A 19,298-nucleotide genomic window follows, 5' to 3' on the forward strand; every position below is an offset into this window, starting at 1 on the left:
GCCTGCGATGCAAGCACTTTGTTGGAAGCGCGAAGAGGAGCTGGGCGCTCGGGTCGCCGCGTGGCGCGCGACGCGGGTCACGCGGCGCGCGTCACGCGTGTTCCCTGGGAAGCGCGGGGGGCGAAGAGTGGATGAGAGCCCCCGGCGCGAGGGCTCCCGGGGCGGCCCGGGCGAGGGCGCTCAGTTGTAGAAGCCGAGGTCGTCGATGTAGAGGTCGAACTTGGGCGCGATGCCGATCTGGAACTGGATCGCGTAGAGCTTCGTCGCGTCGATCTGGTCGGTGCCCGCCGGATCGCCCCAGCCGCCCTGCTTCAGGTCCGCGAAGGGAATCGTGAACTGCTGCCACTCCTCGGTGACGGCGAGCGACTTTTGCCACGCGTCGCACTCCGAGCAGGAGCCGCCGGTCGGATCCGTGCCCGGATCCGAGATCAGGACGGTCACGCTCGTGCCGGAGCCCGGGCCGAGTTTGGCCCAGAACGTGATTCCTGTGTACGCCGAGGCGTCATAGGCCGCCTTGACGCCCTCGGGGCTGTTCAGATCGAAGCCGAAGCCAGCGCCCCACGTCTCGAAGCCCTCTCCCCACGAGCGCGCCGCGTACGTGCTCTGCGAGCGCGCCGGCTCGAGCGCCGTCATCGTGAAAGGCTCTTCCCCGGTCCCCTCCGGATCGGGCGGCGGGGTCTGCGTGGCCCCCTCCGTCGCGTCATTGAAGGTGTACCAGTAACCGACCCGCCCGCCCTTGGCGAGGATGGCGTTGTCGTTGTCCTCCATGTCATCGATCATCTCGATCGTCTGGGGGCCGGCGCCCGAGCCCGTCGAGGCCGAGGTGCTCGCGGCCGTCGAGGTCGTGGTGGGATCGGTGGTCCCCGTGCTCGCCGCCGTCGTCGTCGACGGGTCCACGCTGCCCGAGGAGGTGGTGCTGCCAGCGCTGCCGGCGCCGCCAGCGCCCCCGCTCCCGCCGCCATCGTCGTCGCCGCCGCACGCTGCGAACGCCGCGACAGCCAGTCCGCACACCGTCAAGTTAAAAGCACGCAGGAAAATTCTAGTCTTCATACGTTCATATCTCCGAACCTAGGTTATGCTAATCAGCGCTCGCACTGGGCCGGACGTCAATTGAATCAAGGAGCGTCCTGGCGCGGCGAGTATCGCCTGGAAGCTCAGGCCCTGCAACCTTCTTCTTCCTTCTCTGCAATCCGTCTTTCTCATCGTTCGCCTTCGTTCGCCATGGAGACGAGGCTCGCGCGAATGTCCTTGTTGGGGCCGCTCGTGACGGCGGTGGCACGTTCGAAGCGTCGTTGAGACGTGAGCGCCTGGATCAGCGCGAGTGGCCGCCTGCTTGCAAGGCGCCTTCGCGGGCTCTCTCGGCGAGGCTCGAAGGAGGAAAGATGGCACGGGCGAAGGCTGGCCGGCGAGCGCGCGCCGCGGCGCAGAGGGGCGCGCAGGGCGCGGACCGGGAGCGGAGCGAAGGCGAAGGCGAAGGCGCGCCCCCGACGGAGCAGGAGAGAGCCCCGCGGAGAGAGCGGCAGAGCGCGGCGGCGCAGCGCGGGAGCTGCGCGCGGCTGCCGGGGAGGAGGGGAGTCGCGGGGCTGCTCTTGAGCCGGCTGGAGACGGCGGCATACCGCATCTACGAGCGGGTCGCCGGGCTGTCCGAGGAGCGGCCGGCGCTCGGGGTCGAGATCGCGGCGTCGGCGCTGCGGGCGTTCGGGGCCCGCACCCCGCGGGTCGTGAGCAGCGTCACGGTGAGCCGCGCGCGGGCGGCGGTCCTGAACGCGCTGCAGGACGCGGCGGGCGTGCGGCGCCTCCTGCCGAGCATCGGGCGCGTGGAGGCCGGCGCGAAGAGGCAGGCCTCCACGACTCGGGCGGCCGGCGCGGGTGGCCCGGAGCGCACGCCGGCAGGCGTCGTTTCGCTCGCGACCGCGCCGGGCGACAGGGGCACGGAGATCAAGGTGGTGCTGCCGGGCGCGCGGCCGAGGGGGCGGCTCGCGCGCGCGGCGGGCGAGCTGCTCGCGGAGCTGCCCAGGCGGCAGCTGCGGGGCGAGCTGCGCCGGCTGAGGCAATGGATCGAGATCGGCGAGATCCCGACGACGGCGGGGCAGCCGTCCGGCCGGACAGACCGTGAGGGGGAGTGACCATGCGCGCGATCTGCTGGAACGGGGTGGATGACATCGTCGTGGAGTCGGTGCCCGAGCCGAGGCTCATCAGCCCGCACGACGCCATCGTCCGCGTCTCGCTGTCGTCGGTGTGCGGCTCGGATCTGCACCTGCTCCACGGGTACGTCCCGACGATGAAGCAGGGCGACATCCTCGGGCACGAGTTCCTCGGCGAGGTCGTGGAGACCGGCGCGGAGGTGAAGCGGGTCCAGCGGGGCGATCGCGTCGTCGTGGCGTCGATCATCGGGTGTGGGCGGTGCGCGTATTGCCAGCGCGAGCTGTGGTCGCTCTGCGAAAACTCGAATCCTCATCACGTGGTGGCGGACAGGGTGTTCGGGGACACGACTGCCGCGATCTTCGGCTACTCGCACGCCTTCGGGGGCTTCGCGGGGAGCCACGCCGAGTACGTGCGCGTGCCGTTCGCCGATCACGGCGCGTTCAAGGTCCCCGACGGGGTGCGGGACGAGAGCGCCCTGTTCGCCTCCGACGCGCTCTCGACGGGCTACATGGCGGCCGAGCTCTGCGACATCCGCCCGGGCCAGGTCGTGGCCGTCTGGGGGTGCGGGGGCGTCGGTCAGATGGCGATCAAGAGCGCCTATCTCCTCGGCGCCGAGCGCGTCATCGCGATCGACCGGATCGCGGACCGCCTGGCGATGGCGAAGGCGCACGGGGGCGCCGACGCCCTCAACTACGCCGAGGTCGACGTCCAGGAGGCGCTCCGCGAGATGACGGGAGGGCGCGGCCCCGACGCCTGCATCGACGCGGTGGGCATGGAAGCCGACGGGACGGGCCTGCAGTACGCGGTCGATCGGGTGAAGCAGGCGTTCCGGATGCAGAGCGACCGGCCGCTCGTGCTGCGCGAGGCGATGCTGGCGTGCCGCAAGGGCGGCACGGTGTCCATCGTGGGCGTCTATTCCGGGTTCGCCGACAAGATCCCGCTCGGCGCGCTCATGAACAAGGCGCTCATCGTCAGGACCGGTCAGCAGCACGGACAGCGGTACATCCCGAGGCTGCTCGATCACATCCAGCGCGGCGACGTCGATCCGTCGTACCTCCTGACGCACCGGATGTGCCTGGATGACGGGCCGCGCGGATACCGCCTGTTCGAGGCGCGCACGGAGGGGTGCATGCGCGCGGTGTTCGCCCCCTGACCCTGGCGAGGCCGCCGCGCCCTGGCGAGGCCGCCGCGCGGGATCTAGCGCTCCTGCCCCTCCGCCAGCGTCGCCTGGATGGCCTGCGCCCGCTTCAGGTGGCTCGCCGCCGTGTCGCGAATGCGCTGGAGCTCCTGCTTGAGCTCCTGGTCTTCCACCCGCGGGATGACCTGCTCGTCCAGAATCCGCACGGCATAGCTGTGCATCCTCACCTGGATGGCCATGTACTCCTGGTCGAACCTCTCGACCGGCTGCGCGCGGAGGTGCGCCGCGATGATGGACGAGTGCGCGGCGAGCATGGCGCTCGCCCGCGTCGGCTCCGCCTTGATCCCGAGGCGCCGGAGGTGCGCGCCCAGGTCGTTCTCCGCCTGGGTGTGGGCCTTGATCATCTCCCGGGCGAAGTCCTTCACCTCGCGCGACTTCGCCAGCTCGAGGGCGATCTTCGCCTGGGCGATCTCACCCTGGTTCGCCGCGGAGATCACCTTGACGAGGGCGCCGTCCGATACCCGCTTCTCCGCTGGCTGCAGCCTCGCCAGTTGCGGCCTCTGCTGCTGGGAGATCTGCGCGCCCTGATGGATATAACCTCCCCGCCCACCCGCGTGCGCGGTGCTGCCGATGACGCTCGCGGCGAGCGCGGCGATCACCGCGACGCGATGCTTGAAATGATGGCGCATCATGGTGGATTCCCTTCCTGGATTTCCGCGGCGCGCTTCACGGGCCGATCCGTGGATGCCCGCGGCTCACGACGTCTCGAACGTCAAGCAAGCGGCGGACCCGCTCTCGACGTAACTCTCGACGTAGACCGAGGGACTGCCCTGCTCATGGCGCTGCGCGCGGGCGCGCTCGCGGGGCGCTCGCCGCACACCCGGCGAGTCGTCCTCGCCGTGTCTCGGGATTCCACGTCGAGCCAAGAGGGCCCGTTATCCCCCGTTCAATCTACCGTGCAAGGGAGGTCGCCTCCTCGAAAGGCGCCCTCTCCGGCGGAAGCCCCGCTCCCTCGGCAATCGGGCTCCTCCGGGAAATCCCCTGCGCCGGGGGCGAGAGGGGCTTGCGGGGCGCCGGTCCCGGTGGTCAAGTGCAGCGTGGCGCGGCCCCCGGGCCGCCTCGCGCGCTGGCGAAGAGCTCGCCTGGGGGCCTCCGCGAATTCGCACATGCCTGACCGCGGCTTCATCCTCACGCCCACGACCCGCGTCGTCGCCGGGTGCCCGGAGATCCGCCTCCACGCGGTGATGGAGGACGGCGCGCCGGCGCTCGTCATCGAGGACAGGTTCAGGCCCTACTTCTTCGTTCGCGCCCGCGACGAGGACGTCGCGCGGCGGCTCGCGGACCGCCGCGTCTCCCCGCAGGCTCTCGAGACGCTCGACGGAGAGCCGGTCCTGCGCGTCGACGCGGCGCTCCCCCGGGACGTCGCGGCGCTGCGCGACAGGCTGGCCGAGGCCGGCGCCGACGCCCTCGAGGCGGACGTGCGCTTTCCCTACCGCTTTCTCATCGATCGCGGCATCCGCGGGGCGTTCGCGGTCTCCGGGCCTTTCGAGCTCCGCCCGGGTGTGGGGCGCGTGTACCGCAATCCCACGCTCGTGCCCGCGAGCTTCGTCCCCCGCCTCCGCGTGCTCTCGCTCGATATCGAGACGAGCCTCGACGGCGAGAGCCTCTATGCCATTGCCCTCGCGGGGGCGGGCGGCGAGCGCTGCCTCCTCGTCCGCGACGAGCCGGTGCCCGGCGGACTCCCCTCCTTCGTCGAGCGCTTCCCTGACGAGCGGGCGCTCCTCGAGCGCTTCCTCGAGCTCGTCGCCCAGGCGGACCCCGACGTCCTCACCGGCTGGAACATCCCGGATTTCGATCTGCCCGCGCTCCAGCGCTATTGCCGGCGCGCCGGGCTCCCGTGCGCGCTCGGGAGGGGCGATGACGAGATCACGATCCTGCGCGATCCGGGCTTCTCGCGCGAGGCGCGCGCCGTCCTGCCGGGGCGGGTGGTGCTCGACGGCCTCGCGCTCCTCCGCGGCGCCTTCCTGCGGCTCGACGATTACCGCCTCGAGACCGCCGCTCGGACGATCCTCGGGCGCGGCAAGCTGTTCGGCCCAGACGACCGGGGCGAGCAGATCGAGGCGTCGTACCGCGACGACCCGGCGCGGCTCGCGGAGTACAACCTCGAGGACGCGCGCCTCGTCCGGGATCTGCTGGAGAAGACGGGGCTCATCGAGCTCTCGGTGCGGAGGAGCCTGCTCACCGGAATGCAGCTCGACCGCGTGGGGGCGCAGATCGCCGCGATCGACTCGCTCTACCTGCCCGCGCTCCGCGCCCGCGGCAAGGTCGCGCCCTCGGTATCGAGGGAGGGGCCGGAGGGAGAGGCGGAGATCGCCGGCGGCCTGGTGCTCGATTCGCTCCCGGGGCTCTACCGCAACATCGTGGTGTACGATTACAAGAGCCTCTATCCGAGCCTCATTCGCACCTTCAACATCGACCCGCTGACGTTCGTCGCCGGGGGCGCCGGGCCGCCCGAGGCGCTCATCGTCACGCCGGGCGGCGCGGCCTTCCGGCGCGGCGAGCCGGGCATCTTGCCCGAGCTCGTCGCGCGCCTCTGGGACGAGCGGGCCGAGGCGCGGCGGGCGGGCGACGAGCGGGGCGCGATGGCCATCAAGATCCTCATGAACTCGCTCTTCGGCGTGCTCGGCTCGCCCGCGTCGCGCCTGTTCTCCCCGGAGGTCGCGAACGCGATCACGCGCGCCGGGCAGCACGTCATCCGGCTCACGGCCGAGGCGGTGCGGAGGGCCGGGCACCGGGTGCTTTACGGAGACACCGACTCTCTCTTCGTCGATATCGGCGAGCCCGACACGGGGCGCGCCGCCGCCCGGGCCGAGGAGCTCCGCGACGCCGTCTCCGGGTCGGTCGCCGCCGAGATCGCGAGGACGTTCGGCTGCGAGAGCCGGCTGGAGCTCGAGTTCGAGAAGGTCTATGCGCGCTTCCTCCTGCCCGAGCTGCGCGGCGCCGCGCAGGGCAGCAAGAAGCGCTATGCCGGCCTGGTCGCCGGGGAGGGCGGCGACAAGCTCGAGATCGTCGGGCTCGAGGCGGTCCGGCGGGACGCGAGCGCGGTGGCGCGGCGCTTCCAGCGGGAGCTGCTCGACCTGGTCTTCCACGATCGCCCGGTGGAGGGCTTCGTGCGAACCTTCGTGACGGACCTCCGCGCGGGGCGGTTCGACGCGGAGCTCGTCTACAAGAAGGCGCTGAGGAAGCCGCTCGGCGCTTACACGAAGACGACGCCGCCGCACGTGAAGGCGGCCCGCAAGCTGGGCGGGGACGCGGGGAGGATCGTGGCCTATGTGATCACGCGCGCCGGCCCGGAGCCGGCGGGCCAGACGACCGCGCCGCCGGACTACGATCATTACGTGTCGCAGCAGCTCAAGCCGATCGCGGACTCGGTGCTGCGGTGGCTGGGCGGGGCCGATTTCGATGAGATGACGGGCGCGCGGCGGCAGCTCTCGCTGTTCTGACCCGGCGCCGGTCGCGCGAGGCGAATCCGGGGGCGGGCGGCCGCGAGGTCCCCGGCGGAGCGCCGGGAGATCAGGAGTTCGCGGGGGCGCCCGGGAAGCTCACTTGGCCGACAGCGCGTCGGTGACCATCGCGCGCGCCTCGTCGAGCACGCGATCGAGGTGCGCCTGGTCCTTGAAGCTCTCCGCGTAGATCTTGTAGACGTCCTCGGTGCCCGACGGCCGCGCGGCGAACCAGCCGTTCTCCGCGACGACCTTGAGCCCGCCGATCTCGCCGCCGTTGCCGGGCGCGCGCGTGAGCTTCGCGGTGATCGGCTCGCCCGCGAGGGTCTCGGCGCGCACCGCGTCGGGGGAGAGCTTCTTGAGCACGCTCTTCTGGCTCGGCGTGGCCGGCGCGTCGATGCGCGTGTAGATCGGCGCGCCGAACCGCGCGGTGAGGTCGCGGTAGTGCTCGGCCGGATCGCGCCCGGTGCGGGCGAGGATCTCGGCGGCGAGCAGGTCGAGGAGGATGCCGTCCTTGTCCGTCGACCACACCTGCCCGTTCTTCCGCAGGAACGAGGCGCCCGCGCTCTCCTCGCCGCCGAAGCCGAGCGAGCCGTCGAGCAGCCCGTCGACGAACCACTTGAAGCCGACCGGCACCTCGCGGAGCGGGCGGCCGAGGTCCTTCGCCACCCGATCGATCATGCTGCTCGAGACGAGCGTCTTGCCCACGGCCGCGTCGGGCCGCCAGAGCGGGCGGTTCCGGAAGAGGTAGGACACCGCCACGGCGAGGTAATGGTTCGGGTTCATCAGCCCGGCGCTGCGCGTGACGATGCCGTGGCGATCCGAGTCGGCGTCGTTGCCGAACGCGAGATCGTAGTCGTCCTTGAGCGCGATGAGGTTCGCCATCGCGTGGGGCGACGAGCAGTCCATGCGGATCTTGCCGTCGTGATCGAGGGGCATGAAGCCGAAGGTGGGGTCGACTGCCTGGTTCACCACCGTGATATCCAGCCCGAATTTCTCGGCGATCGGCGCCCAGTACGCGATGTTCGAGCCGCCGAGCGGATCGACGCCGATGCGCAGCTTCGCGCCGCGGACGGCCTCGAGATCGACCACGTTGCCGAGATCGGCGACGTAGGGGCCGATGAAATCGTACGGGTGGGTCGTCGGCGCGCGCAGCGCGGCCTCGTAGGGCGTGCGCTTCACGCCAGCGTTGTCGGCGCGGAGCAGCTCGTTGGCGCGATCCTCGATCCAGCCGGTGACGGCGGTGTCGGCCGGCCCGCCGTTCGGCGGGTTGTACTTGATGCCGCCGTCGTCGGGCGGGTTGTGCGACGGCGTGATCACCACGCCGTCCGCGAGCCCCGAGGTGCGCCCGCGGTTGGCGGTGAGGATCGCGTGCGAGATGGCCGGCGTCGGCGTGACGCCGCTCCGCTCGGCGATGAGGACGTCGACGCCGTTGGCCGCGAAGACCTCGATGACGCTGCGCTGCGCCGGCTCAGAGAGCGCGTGCGTGTCCATGCCGAGGTAGAGCGAGCCCGTCGTGCCCTCCTTCGCGCGGTAGTCGCAGATGGCCTGCGCGACCGCGAGGACGTGCGCCTCGTTGAAGCTGCGCCGGGCAGCCGAGCCGCGGTGGCCCGAGGTGCCGAAGGCGACGCGCTGCTGCGGATCGCCCATGTCGGGGCGCTCGCTGTAGTACTGCGCGCGCAGCTTGTCGGGATCGATCAGCACGTCGGGAGGGGCCTTGCGGCCTGCGAGGGGGTGGAGCGGCATGAGCCTCCGCATAGCCGAGCGCGCGGGACGAGCCAACCCTTCCACGGGTGCCGCGGGTCCCGGGCACGGCGAATCTGGATTGCCGCTCGCGCTCCGCCTGGCCTGCTGGAGCGCCGGCCAACTCGTCGGCGTGGCGCTCGTGGAGGGGTTCCTGGGGCGCGCGGCCGTCAAGGTGGAGGCCTGAGCGCCGTTCGCCGCCGCCCGCGGGGGCGCGATGGGCGATGGCGAGGAGAGCCGAACGCCACGCGCTCAGGAGCGGCGGTTCACAGCGGCCTGTCCTTCGCCGCCGCCTCGAGCCAGTCCGCGCACGCGCCGTCCTCGGCGGGCGGCTGAACGCCCTTGATGAGATACCACGCCTCCCGGTGCTCCACGCGGGCGCCGGGCTCCACGTGCTGCAGCGGGCCGAGCGACTCGACCTCGAGCATGTCCGCGTTCGTGAACGTCTCGAAGTTGCACCCCATGTCCGGGTACCTGGCGCCCTCGATGAACGGGAACCGCTTCAGGAACACGTTCCCGTGGTTCGCGTACGCCGCGTAGCCCTGGCTCACGAGCGCGCCCACCTTCTGCGGGTCCTTGCCGGCGACCTGCCGCAGGCGGATCACGCGCTTGCCCCATGTCCACCGGGGCTCGGCCATGTCGGTATACGACCACAGCACGAGCGGCCGCGCCGGCAAGACGCGATCGGGGTGCGGGACGAACGGCGCCTGCGGGAACAGGCACTCGCCGCCGGCCGCCATCACGGAGAGCGACCACGGGGCGAACTCGACGGCATAGGCGCTGTGGTTCTCGATCGCGTGATCGATGACGAACCTGCCCGCCGCGGCGTCCGCCGCGATGCGGACCTCCTTCTGCATTCCGTACCTGTCCGGCGCGGTCCGGAGCACGAGCGCGCCGTTCTCCTCCCGGTGCTCGACCGGATCGTTGTCGGGCTGCAACGTCCGCTGCTCATCCTCGGGACCGATCCAGAGCCGGTGACCGCCGTAGAACCTGTACTTGGTCCCGCCTGTCGCGCCCATGTCCTCGGGGATCTCGGAGAGCTCGTTCGGGCCGCCGATGACGCCGTACCGGATGATGCGCGGGCCGATGTCGAGCGTGACGACGAGCTCCGTGTCGCCGCAGACGAGGCGCGCGGCGCGCTTCCAACCGCCGTAAGGGATGATCTCCATGCGGGAGGTCTCGTACCGCAGAACCGGAGGGCGGTTCAACCCCGACTGCCGCGCCCGCTCCCACGCCGTCGCCCTGGACATCCGGCGCCGCAGCCGCCTCGCCCTGCGAGCGGCGCGACCGCTCAGGTGCCGCCGCCGGCCAAGCGCTCCGGAGGCGCGAAGTCGGCCGGGCGGCCGCCGAGGCCCATGGAGATGACGCGCCGCCAGCGGAGGTCGCCGAGGTCGAGCGCGAGATCCTGCAGGGGCGGCAGCGCGTGCGCGCGGCTCGACGCGGCGGCGACCGCGCGGAGCAGCGGCACGACGAGGGGCGCGCGCTGCCGGGGCACGCCGAGCTGCTGGGCGAGCTCGTCGCCCAGCACGGCCCTGGAGAGGCTGCAGGAGATGGCCATGAACCGCTCGGCGCTCCGGCGCTCGCCGGCGGTGCGCGCGCTGCGGACCTTGCCGGTGAGCAGCGCGTCCACGAGCATGCGCGAGTCGTGGTCCGGCGCGCCCTGCGTCGCGAAGATCATCTCGGCCAGCCTTCGCGCCTCGGCGTAGGACCCGGGGATGAGCTCGGGCTCGACGCCGATGACGTGGGCCACGTAGCGCCAGAGGTGCACGAGGTCCTCCCTCTGGGCGGGCGTGAAGCGGTAGGCGAGCTTGTCGAGGCCGTCGATGACCGCGACCGAGAAGAGCAGCGCCGTCGCCACCATGTCGTGCTGGTTGATCGGCTCGCCCCAGAGGGCCGTCTGCCACCGGCCGCTCGCGCGGATGAGGCGCCGCACCTGCGCGTGCATGACGCGCACCTTGACGGTGATCGCGAAGCCCTCGCCGGAGCGGCGCATTCCGTTCGCCTGGCTCACGGCGTAGACGAACCGGCTCGTCTCGGCGAGGCGGCGCGCGGCCTGCTCGCGGAGCCTCCCCGAGAAGACGAGCGGCTTGTTCCCGCCGGGCGACGCGTACCCGAGGACGAGCGACTGCATCGCGAGCAGGATCCCGCCGAGGAAGCCCGTGCGCAGGAACGCCGCCCCGCCGCGGTTCACCGCCTCCCAGTCCACCCAGAGGGGCACGTGATCGACCGACGCGAAGAGCGCCCGCAGCTCGGCCGGCGCCTCTTTCGCCGCGCGGTCATCGTCGATGCCGCGCGCGAGGGCAGCCTCCAGGAGGCGGAAGCCCTGGCCCGGGGGCATCGACGCGAACGCCTCCACGACGGCGTCGGCCGCCGGATCGACGCGGAGCAGGAAGGGCCCCAGGCGATCGAGCTGGTCGCCGAAGCGACGGCGGGCGTCTGCGGTGTCCTGGAAGCGAGCCGGAATCGTCGCGTTCTCCATGCGCTGGAACAGAATATCGCCTGGCGCACCGGCTGCACTCCGCAAAGGCGACGCCGCGCGGATCGTCACGCCGAGGCGAGCAGCCGAGCGCTCCACCGCGGGGCGTCGCTGCGGCTCAGGGCGCCGCCTTGCGCGACGCCGCGCGCGGACCGGAGCTCCGCGGATCACCTCGGTGAGATCGTGCGCCCGCGCTGCGCAAGGCAGAACCTGAGCCCCTCCCGCAGGCTGCGCATCGGGTTCAGCTCATCGAGCGCGACGCCGATCGTGACGAGCGTCTCCGCGACATGACCGCCCAGCCCGGTGAGGACGCAGCGCGCGCCGAGGAGTTGCACCGCCTGAGCCAGCTTGATGAGGTGCTGGGCGGTCATGGAGTCGATGAGCGTGACGCCGGTCAGATCGAGGATCACCCACTCGACGTCGCTGTCCTCCGCCACGCGCACGAGGAGCCGCTCGGTCACCTCGACGGCGCGCACCGAGTCGAACAGCCCGACGAGCGGGAGCGTGAGGATGCCGTGCCAGATATCGATGATCGGCACCGAGAGCTCCCGGATCGCGCACTCCTGGCGCTGGATGGTGTCGAGCTGATGCTCGAGCTCTCGCTTCGAGGCGGCGAGCGCGGCGAGCGCCTGGCTCTTCTGCTGCGTGGTCACGGAGAGCTCGGAGAGAAAGACGCGCAGCGCCTCCTCGATCACCCCGAAGGCGTCATGTTCGACCTCCGCCAGCTGCGTCAACGCGAGCTCGACCTCTCCGGTGGACGCGAGCGCAACCGCATCGATGACGCGTTGCATCCGGCGTTCCTCGATGGAGATCATGTTCTCGGATTCTTGCATGGGCTCCTGGGGGCGCAGCAGGGGTTGACCGGTGAGGAAGCGGAGTCACCGGGCTCATGCGCTGGGTCGACCTCGCCGGCCGCATGGGAGGACGTGCCCGCGGTGATCTGGCCTCGTGTGCCCGATCGCACGGCTCTACCTATCTATCCCCACATCCTACCTCGCGACCGGGCGTGTGAATCGACCTTCGACCAAGACGGGATAGATAGCCTATCCGCGGCGCGGCTGAAATGAGCCTGGCCGGTTGATCCGCGCTTCCGCGCTCCCCGCCGCCCGCTCTGGCGACCTCGTGTTCAATCGACCGAGCGAACGCAACGAAACCCGGTCGATACGTCACCTGCCTCACGATCGTACGCCAGCCGGAATGTCGCCTTTGCGGTGCTAGCGGAGAAGTCCCACGATCCACCCCGGAGCACGCCCCTGCTGCCGGTCGCCGGCACCTGGGGATCTGTCTGGGCGCCTCTGGCGTACACACCCGGATCCCAGCCGTCGGCCACCCATTCCCAGACGTTGCCCGCCATGTCGAGCGCGCCCGACGGGCTCGCTCCGGCCTCGGCCGAGCCGACCTCCTGGGTGCCCTTGCCGCGCCCGCCGCAGCCCTGCCCAGGAGGCCGAGACACGATCGCGTGCGCGCACCCTGGCGCCTCGTTGCCCCACGGATACTCGCGGCCGTCGGCGCCGCGCGCGGCGTATTCCCACTCGGCCTCGGTCGGGAGCCGCTTGCCGGCGAAGGCGCAGTACGCGGCCGCCTGCGCCTGGTCGACGCACGAGATCGGGTGTCGCGACTTCGCGGGATCCGCCGCGGTGCAGAGCGCGCCGCGCTGCTCGACGTCGGCCTCGGTCGCGCGGGGGCCGTGCAGGCCGCTCGGCGTGCACCGGCCCGCCTCGACGCAGCGCTGGTAGGCGGCGACCGTCACCTCGGTGCGATCGACGTCGAACGCGCGGGTCAGCGTCACGTCATGGGGCGGGCGCTCGGATTTGCCGCCCTTCTCGCTGCCCATCGTGAAGCGGCCCGCCGGAACCCGGACCATGTCGGGCGGGGGCGGCGCCTTCATCTGGGGCGCGGTCAGGCCGCCGAGCGCGCGCGCCGGCCGCGCATCGTCGGGCGCGCGGTAACGGACGAACGCGACGGCGCCTGCGCCGGCCGCGGCGGCCAGCGCGACCGACGAGGCGAGCGCGGGCAACAGGCGCCGCCGCGGAGCGGCCCTGGCGGCCTGCGGCGCGGGAGGGGGCGACGCCGGTTGCGGGGCTGCCAGCGGCGGCGCGCTCGTCGCCAGGCCGCGCATCGTCGTGAGGGACGGCGTGGGCGGCGCGCCGACGGACGTGGGCGGCGCGCCGACGGACGTGGGCGGCGCGCCGACGGACGTGGGAAGCCCGCCGGCGGGCGGGCCAGCGGCCACGCGCTCCGTCCCCGCCACGCCCAGCGCCGCAGCGCCGGGCGCTGCGCCCGCAGGCGGGCTGCCCGCCGCGGGCGCGACCGCGCCGGCGGGCGCGGCCGTCGCCATCGCAGCCTCGAGCGCTCCCCAGAGCTCGCCTGCCGTGCGGTAGCGCTCCCGCGGGTCGATCGCGAGCGCGCGGCGCACCACCGCCTCGACGGCGTCGGGCGCGCTCACGCCCGCGCCCTGCAAGCTCGGGCGGAACGCCGGATCGGTCGCCGCGATGTAGAGCTGCGTGACGTCGCTTCCCAGGAGGGCGCGGTTGCCCGAGGCGACCTCGATGAGCACCAAGGCGAGCGCGAAGACATCGGTCCACGGCCCGGTCGCGCCGAAGCGGTGGTGAAACTGCTCCGGCGCGCCGTAATGGACGGTGAAGGCCCGGAGCGCGCTCCCTGTCTCGGCCATCGCCTGCGTCATGCTCGAGAGCTCGCCGAGCACCTTGGCGATGCCGAAGTCGAGGACCTTCAGCGTGCGCCGGCCGCCGATCTCCGCGAGGAACAGGTTGGCCGGCTTGACGTCGCGGTGGGCGACGCCCTGCGCGTGCGCGACCTCGAGCGCGTAGGCCGCGGGCGCGAGCAGGGCGACCGCCTCGGCGAGCGGGCGCGCCGCATCGCCGCGGGCGCGCCGCTCGGCGATCTCGCGGTCGAGCGGCACGCCATGGAGCCACTCGAGCACGAGATACGGCGTCCACTCGCCCGACGGCGAGACCGCGGCGCCGGTGTCGAGGGCCTGCACGATGCCGGCGCTCGCGCGGGAGAGGCGGTGGAGGAGCCGCCCCTCGTCGAGGAGCATCCGCTGGAACGACGCGCGCTCCGCCGGGGCCAGCGATCCGAGCAGCTTCAGGCACTTGACCGCGACCGGCTCGTCGAACCCGAGGTGCTGGCCGCGGTAGACGACGCCGAACCCGCCCTCGCCGACCACGGCGTCGAGCCGGTACTTGCCGCCGATCGTCGCGCCCACCCAGCCGAAGGGATCCGAAGGTGCCATCTCGCGGCGCGAGTCTACACCGGGCGCCACGGCCGCGCGGAGCTCACGCCGAGATAGGCGCCGAGCGCCCCGACGTCCTCTGAGCGTGAGCGCCCGGGAGGATCCGGACGGATCCAGCGCGTGTCTCCCGATCCCCTCAGGGCGCCCGCTCCTCGAACCCGCCCGGCCTCAACGCCCGCTCGAAGAACGCGCACAGCTCCTCGTGCCGCGCGCGCGCGTCCGCGCGGCCTATCTCGATGAGCGCCCCGGCGAACTCCCCGTCGAACAGCAGGTAAGACAGGAAATCGGCCTCCCGCTGCTCGTCTCCCTCGGCGAGGCGCCGCATCACGCGGCCGAGCACGCTGGTAGTCCGCGCGCGGAACGCGGGGGAGCGCACGAACTCCGCCGCCAGGCTGCCGATGTCCTTGGAGGCGCGGATGAGCAGCGACCGCATCGGCCGCAGCGCGCGCCCCGGCGGCAGCCCGAGCTCGTCGTTGAGCTCGCCGATGAAGCTCTCTCCATAGCGCCGCCGCCCCGCCTCCAGGATCCCGTTGATGCTCTCGAGGCGCGCCAGATCGTTGTCGATCCGGTCGAGCATCAGCGCGTTCAGCGTCTTGCCGAGCAGGAAGAGGGGCCCGGGGAAGCCCGGCGCGTCGCGGTCGGCCGCGCTCGAGGCGGGCTCGATGTACCGCGGATTGACCACGATCACGCCGTCGGCGCCGAGGCGCCGCGCGGGCGACAGCGGGACGTTCTGGCGCAGCCCGCCGTCGCAGTAGAGCTCTCCGTCGATGCTCACCGGGCGGAACAGGATGGGGAGCGCGGACGAGGCGAGCGCGTGCTGCGCGCGGATCGCGGTGGCGCGCGGGGAGATCGTCGGGTCGTGGCTCCAGGGCGGCAGGCCGGGCTCGCGGCGGTGGACGAAGACGACGGTGCGGCCGCTCTTGACCAGCGTCGTCGACACGGTCAGCGCCGACAGGAGCCCCCTCTCGAGGTGGCCGTCGATCCGCTCGAAGGGCACGGCCTCCGCGATCTGCCGCTCGAGGCCCGACGTGTCGAGGATCGCGGCGCGGCCGCTCGAGGGCGCGCTCGCGGCGCCTCCACGGAGCAGGTCGTGCCCGACGGCGAGCACGCCGCGCACGTCGAGGCGCACGAGGTCGTCGATGCGCAGGCGCGTCCATACCCCGGCGAGCCGCCGCGCGCGGCTCCGCGCCTCGTCCGCGAACGCGGCGAGACCACAGACGTTGATGGCGCCGACCGAGGTGCCGCACAGGATATCGAGCGGCGCCTCGCGGCCGAGATCGCGAGAGACGTCCTCGAGGATGTGCTGCACCACGCCGACCTCGTAAGCGCCGCGGGCGGCGCCGCCGGCCAGGACGAGCGCGATCTTGGGGGCGCGGCCACTCCGGGTCGAGACGGGCGCCAGGTCAGCCATGTTCGCAGAATACCATGATCGCCATCACGACATGGGCTCTTTGGCGCGCTTCACGCGTCGCCGCGGCGTGCTACACCCGCCGTGAGCGCGGGCACGGAGGCGCGCGGTGACGGCAGATGACGGCAATCTACCTGGCCCTTGCCTACCTCCTCGGAGCGATCCCGACAGGCTACCTCTTCGCGCGGTTCGTCAAAGGGGTCGACCTCCGCCAGGTCGGCTCGGGGAACATCGGCGCCACGAACGTCTTGCGCGCCTTCGGCTGGGGGCCTGGCCTGGCCGTCCTGGCCGCGGATGTGGCGAAGGGCGCGCTCGTCGCCGGGCCCCTCGCGTCGTGGCTCTCCGTCGCGCCGGGCGGGTGGGTCGCCGCGGCGGGCGGCCTCACCGCGGTGCTGGGCCACGACTACACGGTCTTCCTCGGGATGCGGGGCGGCAAGGGCGTCGCGACCTCCTGCGGCGTCCTGCTCGTGCTGGCGCCGCGATCCACGCTCGCCACGCTGGCCGTCTTCGCGGTCACCGTGCGGGCGACCCGCATGGTCTCGGCGGGCTCCCTCGCCGGCGCCCTCGCCCTGCCCCTCTTCCTCTGGCTGCTCGGCGAGCGGGCCGCCCCGGCCCTCTGCCTCTCGCTGCTCCTCGCCGGGCTCGTCTGGCTGAAGCACATCCCGAACATCCGGCGGATGCTCGCGGGCACCGAGAACACGATCTCGTTCGGGAAGCGGCGCGACGAGGAGCCCGACGACGAGCGCGACGGCGCGCCGCGCGACGACGAGCGCCGCTGACGGCCGCGGCGTCGCTCGTCGTCGCGCGGCGCCCGCTCACTTGGAGATGGTCTTCGCGAAGATCACCGCGCCTTGCTTGTCGATGAACTCGAACAGCAGGTTCCTCCCCTCGAACCGCAGATAGGCGAAACCCTCGATCTTGTCCGTGAAGAAGAGCTGCCCCCGCTCCGTCGGGACCGAGGGGGACACCGGGCGGGTCTTCGAGCCGGCGCCGCTGACGGCGAAATAGGTGCTCGGGCAGCCCTCGTCTCGCCCCTTGTCGATGAACTCGAGGTTGTGGTCGTGGCCGGCCATATACATGTCGGCCCCGCAGTAGATGGCCTGCTGCATGGCGAACATCCCGCTCATCCCGAGCGACGGGTTGTCCGAGGCGTGAGCTCCGGACGTGTAGCGGGGGTGATGGCCAAAGACGATCTTCCACGTGGCGTCCGAGGCGGCGACCCGCGCGCTCATGTCGCGCGCCTGGTCATCGGAGGTGAAGTCGACGGTATCGATCCCGAAGAGATGGACGTCGCCGACGCGAACGTCGTAGTACGAGGCGGGCATGTGCCACTTGGCGCTCATCCGCATGCCGGGCCCGTCGCCCACGGGCAGCTGCGAGTAGTCGATCTGCGCTTGCCGCACGCCGTTGCTGCTGGGGCCGTGGTCGTGGTTCCCCAGCACCGCATAGAACGGGAGGCCGTTCAGGCCGGCCCTGTCGTAGGGCTGCTCGAACTTGGGCCCCCACTGCGTATCGCCCGTGTCGGCCACGCCGTTGTCGTAGAAATTGTCGCCGTTCATCATCACCGCATGACAGCCCCCGACCTCGATGCACTTCTCGCTCATCCGATCGGCGACCTGGTTCTGCGCGAGGTTTCCCTCGCCGGTGTCGCCGATAGCGATGATCCTCACGACATCGAGGTGAGAGACGACGGTCCCGATGGCCTGGGCGCCCGCCGCGCCCAAGGTCGCGCCGTGGTCCCCGGGGATCCCGCCGCTCGGCCCGGCGCCGCTGCTCGCGGCGCCCGTGCTGGTCGGCTCATCGCCTGCCCCCGCCAGCGCTCCTGCGCCCGGGATCGGCACGCTGTCCGCCACGCCGCAGCCCGCGCCGAAGACGATGGCCGGCGACGCGGAGAGGACGAGGGCAACAAGGGACTTCATGGAGATCGCGAGAGGACGTGCTGCGCGGAGAGGCTTCATCTGGCGCTCATTGTAACCAACGCCGGTCTCCGATGATCACCCGTCCAAAGCTTTGTTCGTCCCGGCGCGCCAGGAAACTCGAGCACACCAGCTCTTCCACCCAGGCCGGACACAGGCATCAACACGGTATCCGCGCCGCGGGCCGGCCCCCTCCAGCGGTGCCCGTTTTTGCTTGACGTCGGCGAGATCCACACGCACAAATTGAACATCACTTTCAATATCAACAATGAAGCCAACGTGATCCGAGGGACGGCCCCTGCCTCGAGCCTGTACCGATGCGCCGCGCTCGCCGCTTTCCTCTGGTCCGACGTTCGCCGGGAAGAAGCCTCGTGAGCTCGCGCACTCCGCTTTCTGTCGGCCGCCTGCTCCCATCGGAGCTCTCGTGCCTGCCGGAGCCCGCGCACGAGGAGGGCTCGCCTCCGCCGCCGACGATCCTCGCGAGCGCGAGCTCGCGCCGGATCAGTACACGCGAAACTGCCCGCTCAGCGTCAGCAGCGAGAGCATGTGGAGCAACCCCGAGAAGTAGCGGGTCTCCCCGGTCGCCGGCGGCGTCGTCCACACCGCCGCGATGTAATCGGCGCGATCTTCGGTCGTCGCGACCAGCCCGGTGACCCCGTTCATGAAGATGAGCGCCGACTCCGGCGTGGCGTTGAGCATCGCGCCGTCGATCTTGAAGACCGCGCCGTACTTGCCGATGCCCAGCTTCGAGAAGAACCCGAGCAGCCGGTCCGCCTCCTCCACTTGCCACGGGTCGACCCCGAACCAGACGTGGTCGAGCGCGAGGCTCAGCTGCGTGCGGTAGGCCTCGGAGCCGAAGTAGTCCCAGTTGAGCACCGGCGTGCCGTCGAAGTGCGTGCGCACCGGGATGAGCCCGGTGCTCGGGTGCGCGGCCTCCTGCCAGTGTGTGCGCGCGCTGGCGGCAGCCTCGGACCAGAAGGGGTCGCGCATGGCCTGCGCCCAGAGCTCGTAATAGGCGGGCATCTCGATGGAAGGACGGGTGACGTCCGCCGCCGAGACGTGCGGGTAGTCGTAGACGAGCTTCGTCGTCGAATCGAAGGTGTTCGTCACACCCGAGTCGACTCCCCCGTTCAGGGCCTCCTTGTGGCGCATCACCTCGAGCAAGTTGATCGCGTCCAGCCCATAGTCGATGGTCCCGGTGTCGCTCCCCCAGCGGCCGTGGGCGAAGAACAGCGCCATCGCGATCTGCTGGAGGCCAAAGGGATCGGCGCACAACATCGGGCCTACCGGGGTGTCGCACCACGACATGAGATAACCCTGGTTGGGACCGGACGTGGGCTGGAGCGTGGACTTGGCGTATCTCCAGAGCCGGTCGAACTCGTCTCGCTTGTCGAGCTCGACCGTGATGATCATCCCGAGGCCCATGCCCTCGGAGCGCACACTATTGTGGTAGTCGTCCCAGATGTAAGCCTGTTCCTTGCCAGGCACCGTATAGTAGACGGTCTCGTCGCTGGGATCGCCGTAGAAGAGCTGATTGAAGCTGTCCTCGATCTTGGCCGCGATCTCCTCGTCCGTCTTGCCGAGCACGTCGCGGAACGCGTTGGGGTACTCGGAGGGGCCCGTCAGCGGGCCGAGCTCATCGCTGCTCATTCGGTCGTAGCCGAGCGAATCCACCGTGGTCATACACCCAGGCAGCACACACACCGCCATCCA

The 19,298-nt window shown here is 71.5% G+C and carries 15 protein-coding genes; 5 read left to right on the forward strand and 10 right to left on the reverse strand.

Annotated elements, in window-relative coordinates; genetic code table 11:
• Positions 1–180 precede the first annotated feature (180 nt).
• Entirely contained in the window at positions 181–1,011 is an 831-nt protein-coding gene (locus tag WMF29_RS29730) for a hypothetical protein (protein WP_437323518.1), read from the reverse strand.
• 371 nt (positions 1,012–1,382) lie between these two features.
• Between WMF29_RS29730 and WMF29_RS29735 the strand changes: the two genes are divergently transcribed.
• The gene (locus WMF29_RS29735; protein WP_437323519.1) at positions 1,383–2,126 is read left to right on the forward strand and encodes a hypothetical protein; all 744 of its coding nucleotides are present in this window, start codon (positions 1,383–1,385) and stop codon (positions 2,124–2,126) included.
• Positions 2,127–2,128: 2 nt separating this feature from the next.
• Positions 2,129–3,298: a zinc-dependent alcohol dehydrogenase gene (locus tag WMF29_RS29740; RefSeq protein ID WP_437323520.1), complete on the forward strand. Its 1,170-nt coding sequence runs from the start codon at positions 2,129–2,131 to the stop codon at positions 3,296–3,298.
• 44 nt (positions 3,299–3,342) lie between these two features.
• Here WMF29_RS29740 and WMF29_RS29745 read toward each other — a convergent pair whose 3' ends face one another.
• Complete coding sequence (locus tag WMF29_RS29745; RefSeq protein WP_437323521.1) at positions 3,343–3,975, reverse strand: DUF4142 domain-containing protein; 633 nt, start codon at positions 3,973–3,975, stop codon at positions 3,343–3,345.
• Between the two features lie 474 nt (positions 3,976–4,449).
• Here WMF29_RS29745 and WMF29_RS29750 point away from each other — a divergent pair, with 474 nt between their 5' ends.
• Positions 4,450–6,786 carry a DNA polymerase II gene (locus tag WMF29_RS29750; RefSeq protein ID WP_437323522.1) on the forward strand — a complete coding sequence of 779 codons (2,337 nt, stop codon included), beginning with the start codon at positions 4,450–4,452 and terminating at the stop codon, positions 6,784–6,786.
• Positions 6,787–6,885: 99 nt separating this feature from the next.
• Here WMF29_RS29750 and pgm read toward each other — a convergent pair whose 3' ends face one another.
• Positions 6,886–8,532, reverse strand: coding sequence for a phosphoglucomutase (alpha-D-glucose-1,6-bisphosphate-dependent) (gene pgm, locus WMF29_RS29755; protein WP_437323523.1), 1,647 nt, complete (start codon positions 8,530–8,532; stop codon positions 6,886–6,888).
• Between pgm and WMF29_RS29760 the strand changes: the two genes are divergently transcribed.
• Positions 8,531–8,716 carry a hypothetical protein gene (locus WMF29_RS29760; RefSeq protein ID WP_272094442.1) on the forward strand — a complete coding sequence of 62 codons (186 nt, stop codon included), beginning with the start codon at positions 8,531–8,533 and terminating at the stop codon, positions 8,714–8,716. The two genes, pgm and WMF29_RS29760, sit on opposite strands and share 2 nt — an antisense overlap.
• A gap of 79 nt (positions 8,717–8,795) precedes the next feature.
• On the opposite strand, the gene WMF29_RS29765 is transcribed toward WMF29_RS29760, so the two are convergent.
• From WMF29_RS29765 to WMF29_RS29785, 5 genes are all read right to left on the reverse strand, one after another.
• On the reverse strand, positions 8,796–9,698 hold the full coding sequence (locus WMF29_RS29765) for a hypothetical protein (RefSeq protein ID WP_437323524.1): 903 nt from the start codon (positions 9,696–9,698) through the stop codon (positions 8,796–8,798).
• Positions 9,699–9,820: 122 nt separating this feature from the next.
• Positions 9,821–11,008, reverse strand: a complete 1,188-nt coding sequence (locus WMF29_RS29770; RefSeq protein WP_437323525.1) for an oxygenase MpaB family protein — start codon at positions 11,006–11,008, stop codon at positions 9,821–9,823.
• A gap of 164 nt (positions 11,009–11,172) precedes the next feature.
• Positions 11,173–11,838: an STAS domain-containing protein gene (locus WMF29_RS29775; RefSeq protein WP_437323526.1), complete on the reverse strand. Its 666-nt coding sequence runs from the start codon at positions 11,836–11,838 to the stop codon at positions 11,173–11,175.
• A 293-nt stretch (positions 11,839–12,131) separates the two neighbouring features.
• A complete protein-coding gene (locus tag WMF29_RS29780; RefSeq protein WP_437323527.1) occupies positions 12,132–14,261 on the reverse strand; it encodes a bifunctional serine/threonine-protein kinase/formylglycine-generating enzyme family protein in 2,130 nt (709 codons plus the stop codon).
• Between the two features lie 136 nt (positions 14,262–14,397).
• The gene (locus WMF29_RS29785; RefSeq protein ID WP_437323528.1) at positions 14,398–15,672 is read right to left on the reverse strand and encodes a patatin-like phospholipase family protein; all 1,275 of its coding nucleotides are present in this window, start codon (positions 15,670–15,672) and stop codon (positions 14,398–14,400) included.
• Positions 15,673–15,788: 116 nt separating this feature from the next.
• Between WMF29_RS29785 and plsY the strand changes: the two genes are divergently transcribed.
• The gene (gene plsY / locus WMF29_RS29790; protein ID WP_437323529.1) at positions 15,789–16,448 is read left to right on the forward strand and encodes a glycerol-3-phosphate 1-O-acyltransferase PlsY; all 660 of its coding nucleotides are present in this window, start codon (positions 15,789–15,791) and stop codon (positions 16,446–16,448) included.
• Between the two features lie 36 nt (positions 16,449–16,484).
• Here the strand turns inward: plsY and WMF29_RS29795 are convergent, their stop codons facing one another.
• Both WMF29_RS29795 and WMF29_RS29800 read right to left on the reverse strand, forming a co-directional pair.
• Positions 16,485–17,588: a purple acid phosphatase family protein gene (locus WMF29_RS29795; RefSeq protein WP_437323530.1), complete on the reverse strand. Its 1,104-nt coding sequence runs from the start codon at positions 17,586–17,588 to the stop codon at positions 16,485–16,487.
• 498 nt (positions 17,589–18,086) lie between these two features.
• Positions 18,087–19,268 (reverse strand): glycosyl hydrolase family 8, encoded by a 1,182-nt coding sequence (locus WMF29_RS29800; RefSeq protein ID WP_437323531.1) that lies wholly within the window; start codon positions 19,266–19,268, stop codon positions 18,087–18,089.
• Positions 19,269–19,298 lie beyond the last annotated feature (30 nt).

The organism is Sorangium sp. So ce381 (genome assembly GCF_051473845.1).
In the GTDB taxonomy this organism is placed as follows: Bacteria; Myxococcota_A; Polyangia; order Polyangiales; family Polyangiaceae; genus Sorangium; species Sorangium atrum.

Bases quoted from the DNA above. Each gene is read 5' to 3' on its own strand.
- WMF29_RS29745 (WP_437323521.1), bottom strand. From the start codon at position 3,975: ATGATGCGCCATCATTTCAAGCATCGCGTCGCGGTGATCGCCGCGCTC.
- WMF29_RS29795 (WP_437323530.1), bottom strand. From the start codon at position 17,588: ATGAAGTCCCTTGTTGCCCTCGTCCTCTCCGCGTCGCCGGCCATCGTC.
- pgm (WP_437323523.1), bottom strand. From the start codon at position 8,532: ATGCCGCTCCACCCCCTCGCAGGCCGCAAGGCCCCTCCCGACGTGCTG.
- WMF29_RS29770 (WP_437323525.1), bottom strand. From the start codon at position 11,008: ATGGAGAACGCGACGATTCCGGCTCGCTTCCAGGACACCGCAGACGCC.
- WMF29_RS29760 (WP_272094442.1), top strand. From the start codon at position 8,531: ATGAGCCTCCGCATAGCCGAGCGCGCGGGACGAGCCAACCCTTCCACG.
- WMF29_RS29780 (WP_437323527.1), bottom strand. From the start codon at position 14,261: ATGGCACCTTCGGATCCCTTCGGCTGGGTGGGCGCGACGATCGGCGGC.
- WMF29_RS29785 (WP_437323528.1), bottom strand. From the start codon at position 15,672: ATGGCTGACCTGGCGCCCGTCTCGACCCGGAGTGGCCGCGCCCCCAAG.
- WMF29_RS29800 (WP_437323531.1), bottom strand. From the start codon at position 19,268: ATGACCACGGTGGATTCGCTCGGCTACGACCGAATGAGCAGCGATGAG.
- WMF29_RS29740 (WP_437323520.1), top strand. From the start codon at position 2,129: ATGCGCGCGATCTGCTGGAACGGGGTGGATGACATCGTCGTGGAGTCG.
- WMF29_RS29750 (WP_437323522.1), top strand. From the start codon at position 4,450: ATGCCTGACCGCGGCTTCATCCTCACGCCCACGACCCGCGTCGTCGCC.
- WMF29_RS29775 (WP_437323526.1), bottom strand. From the start codon at position 11,838: ATGCAAGAATCCGAGAACATGATCTCCATCGAGGAACGCCGGATGCAA.
- WMF29_RS29765 (WP_437323524.1), bottom strand. From the start codon at position 9,698: ATGGAGATCATCCCTTACGGCGGTTGGAAGCGCGCCGCGCGCCTCGTC.
- WMF29_RS29735 (WP_437323519.1), top strand. From the start codon at position 1,383: ATGGCACGGGCGAAGGCTGGCCGGCGAGCGCGCGCCGCGGCGCAGAGG.
- plsY (WP_437323529.1), top strand. From the start codon at position 15,789: ATGACGGCAATCTACCTGGCCCTTGCCTACCTCCTCGGAGCGATCCCG.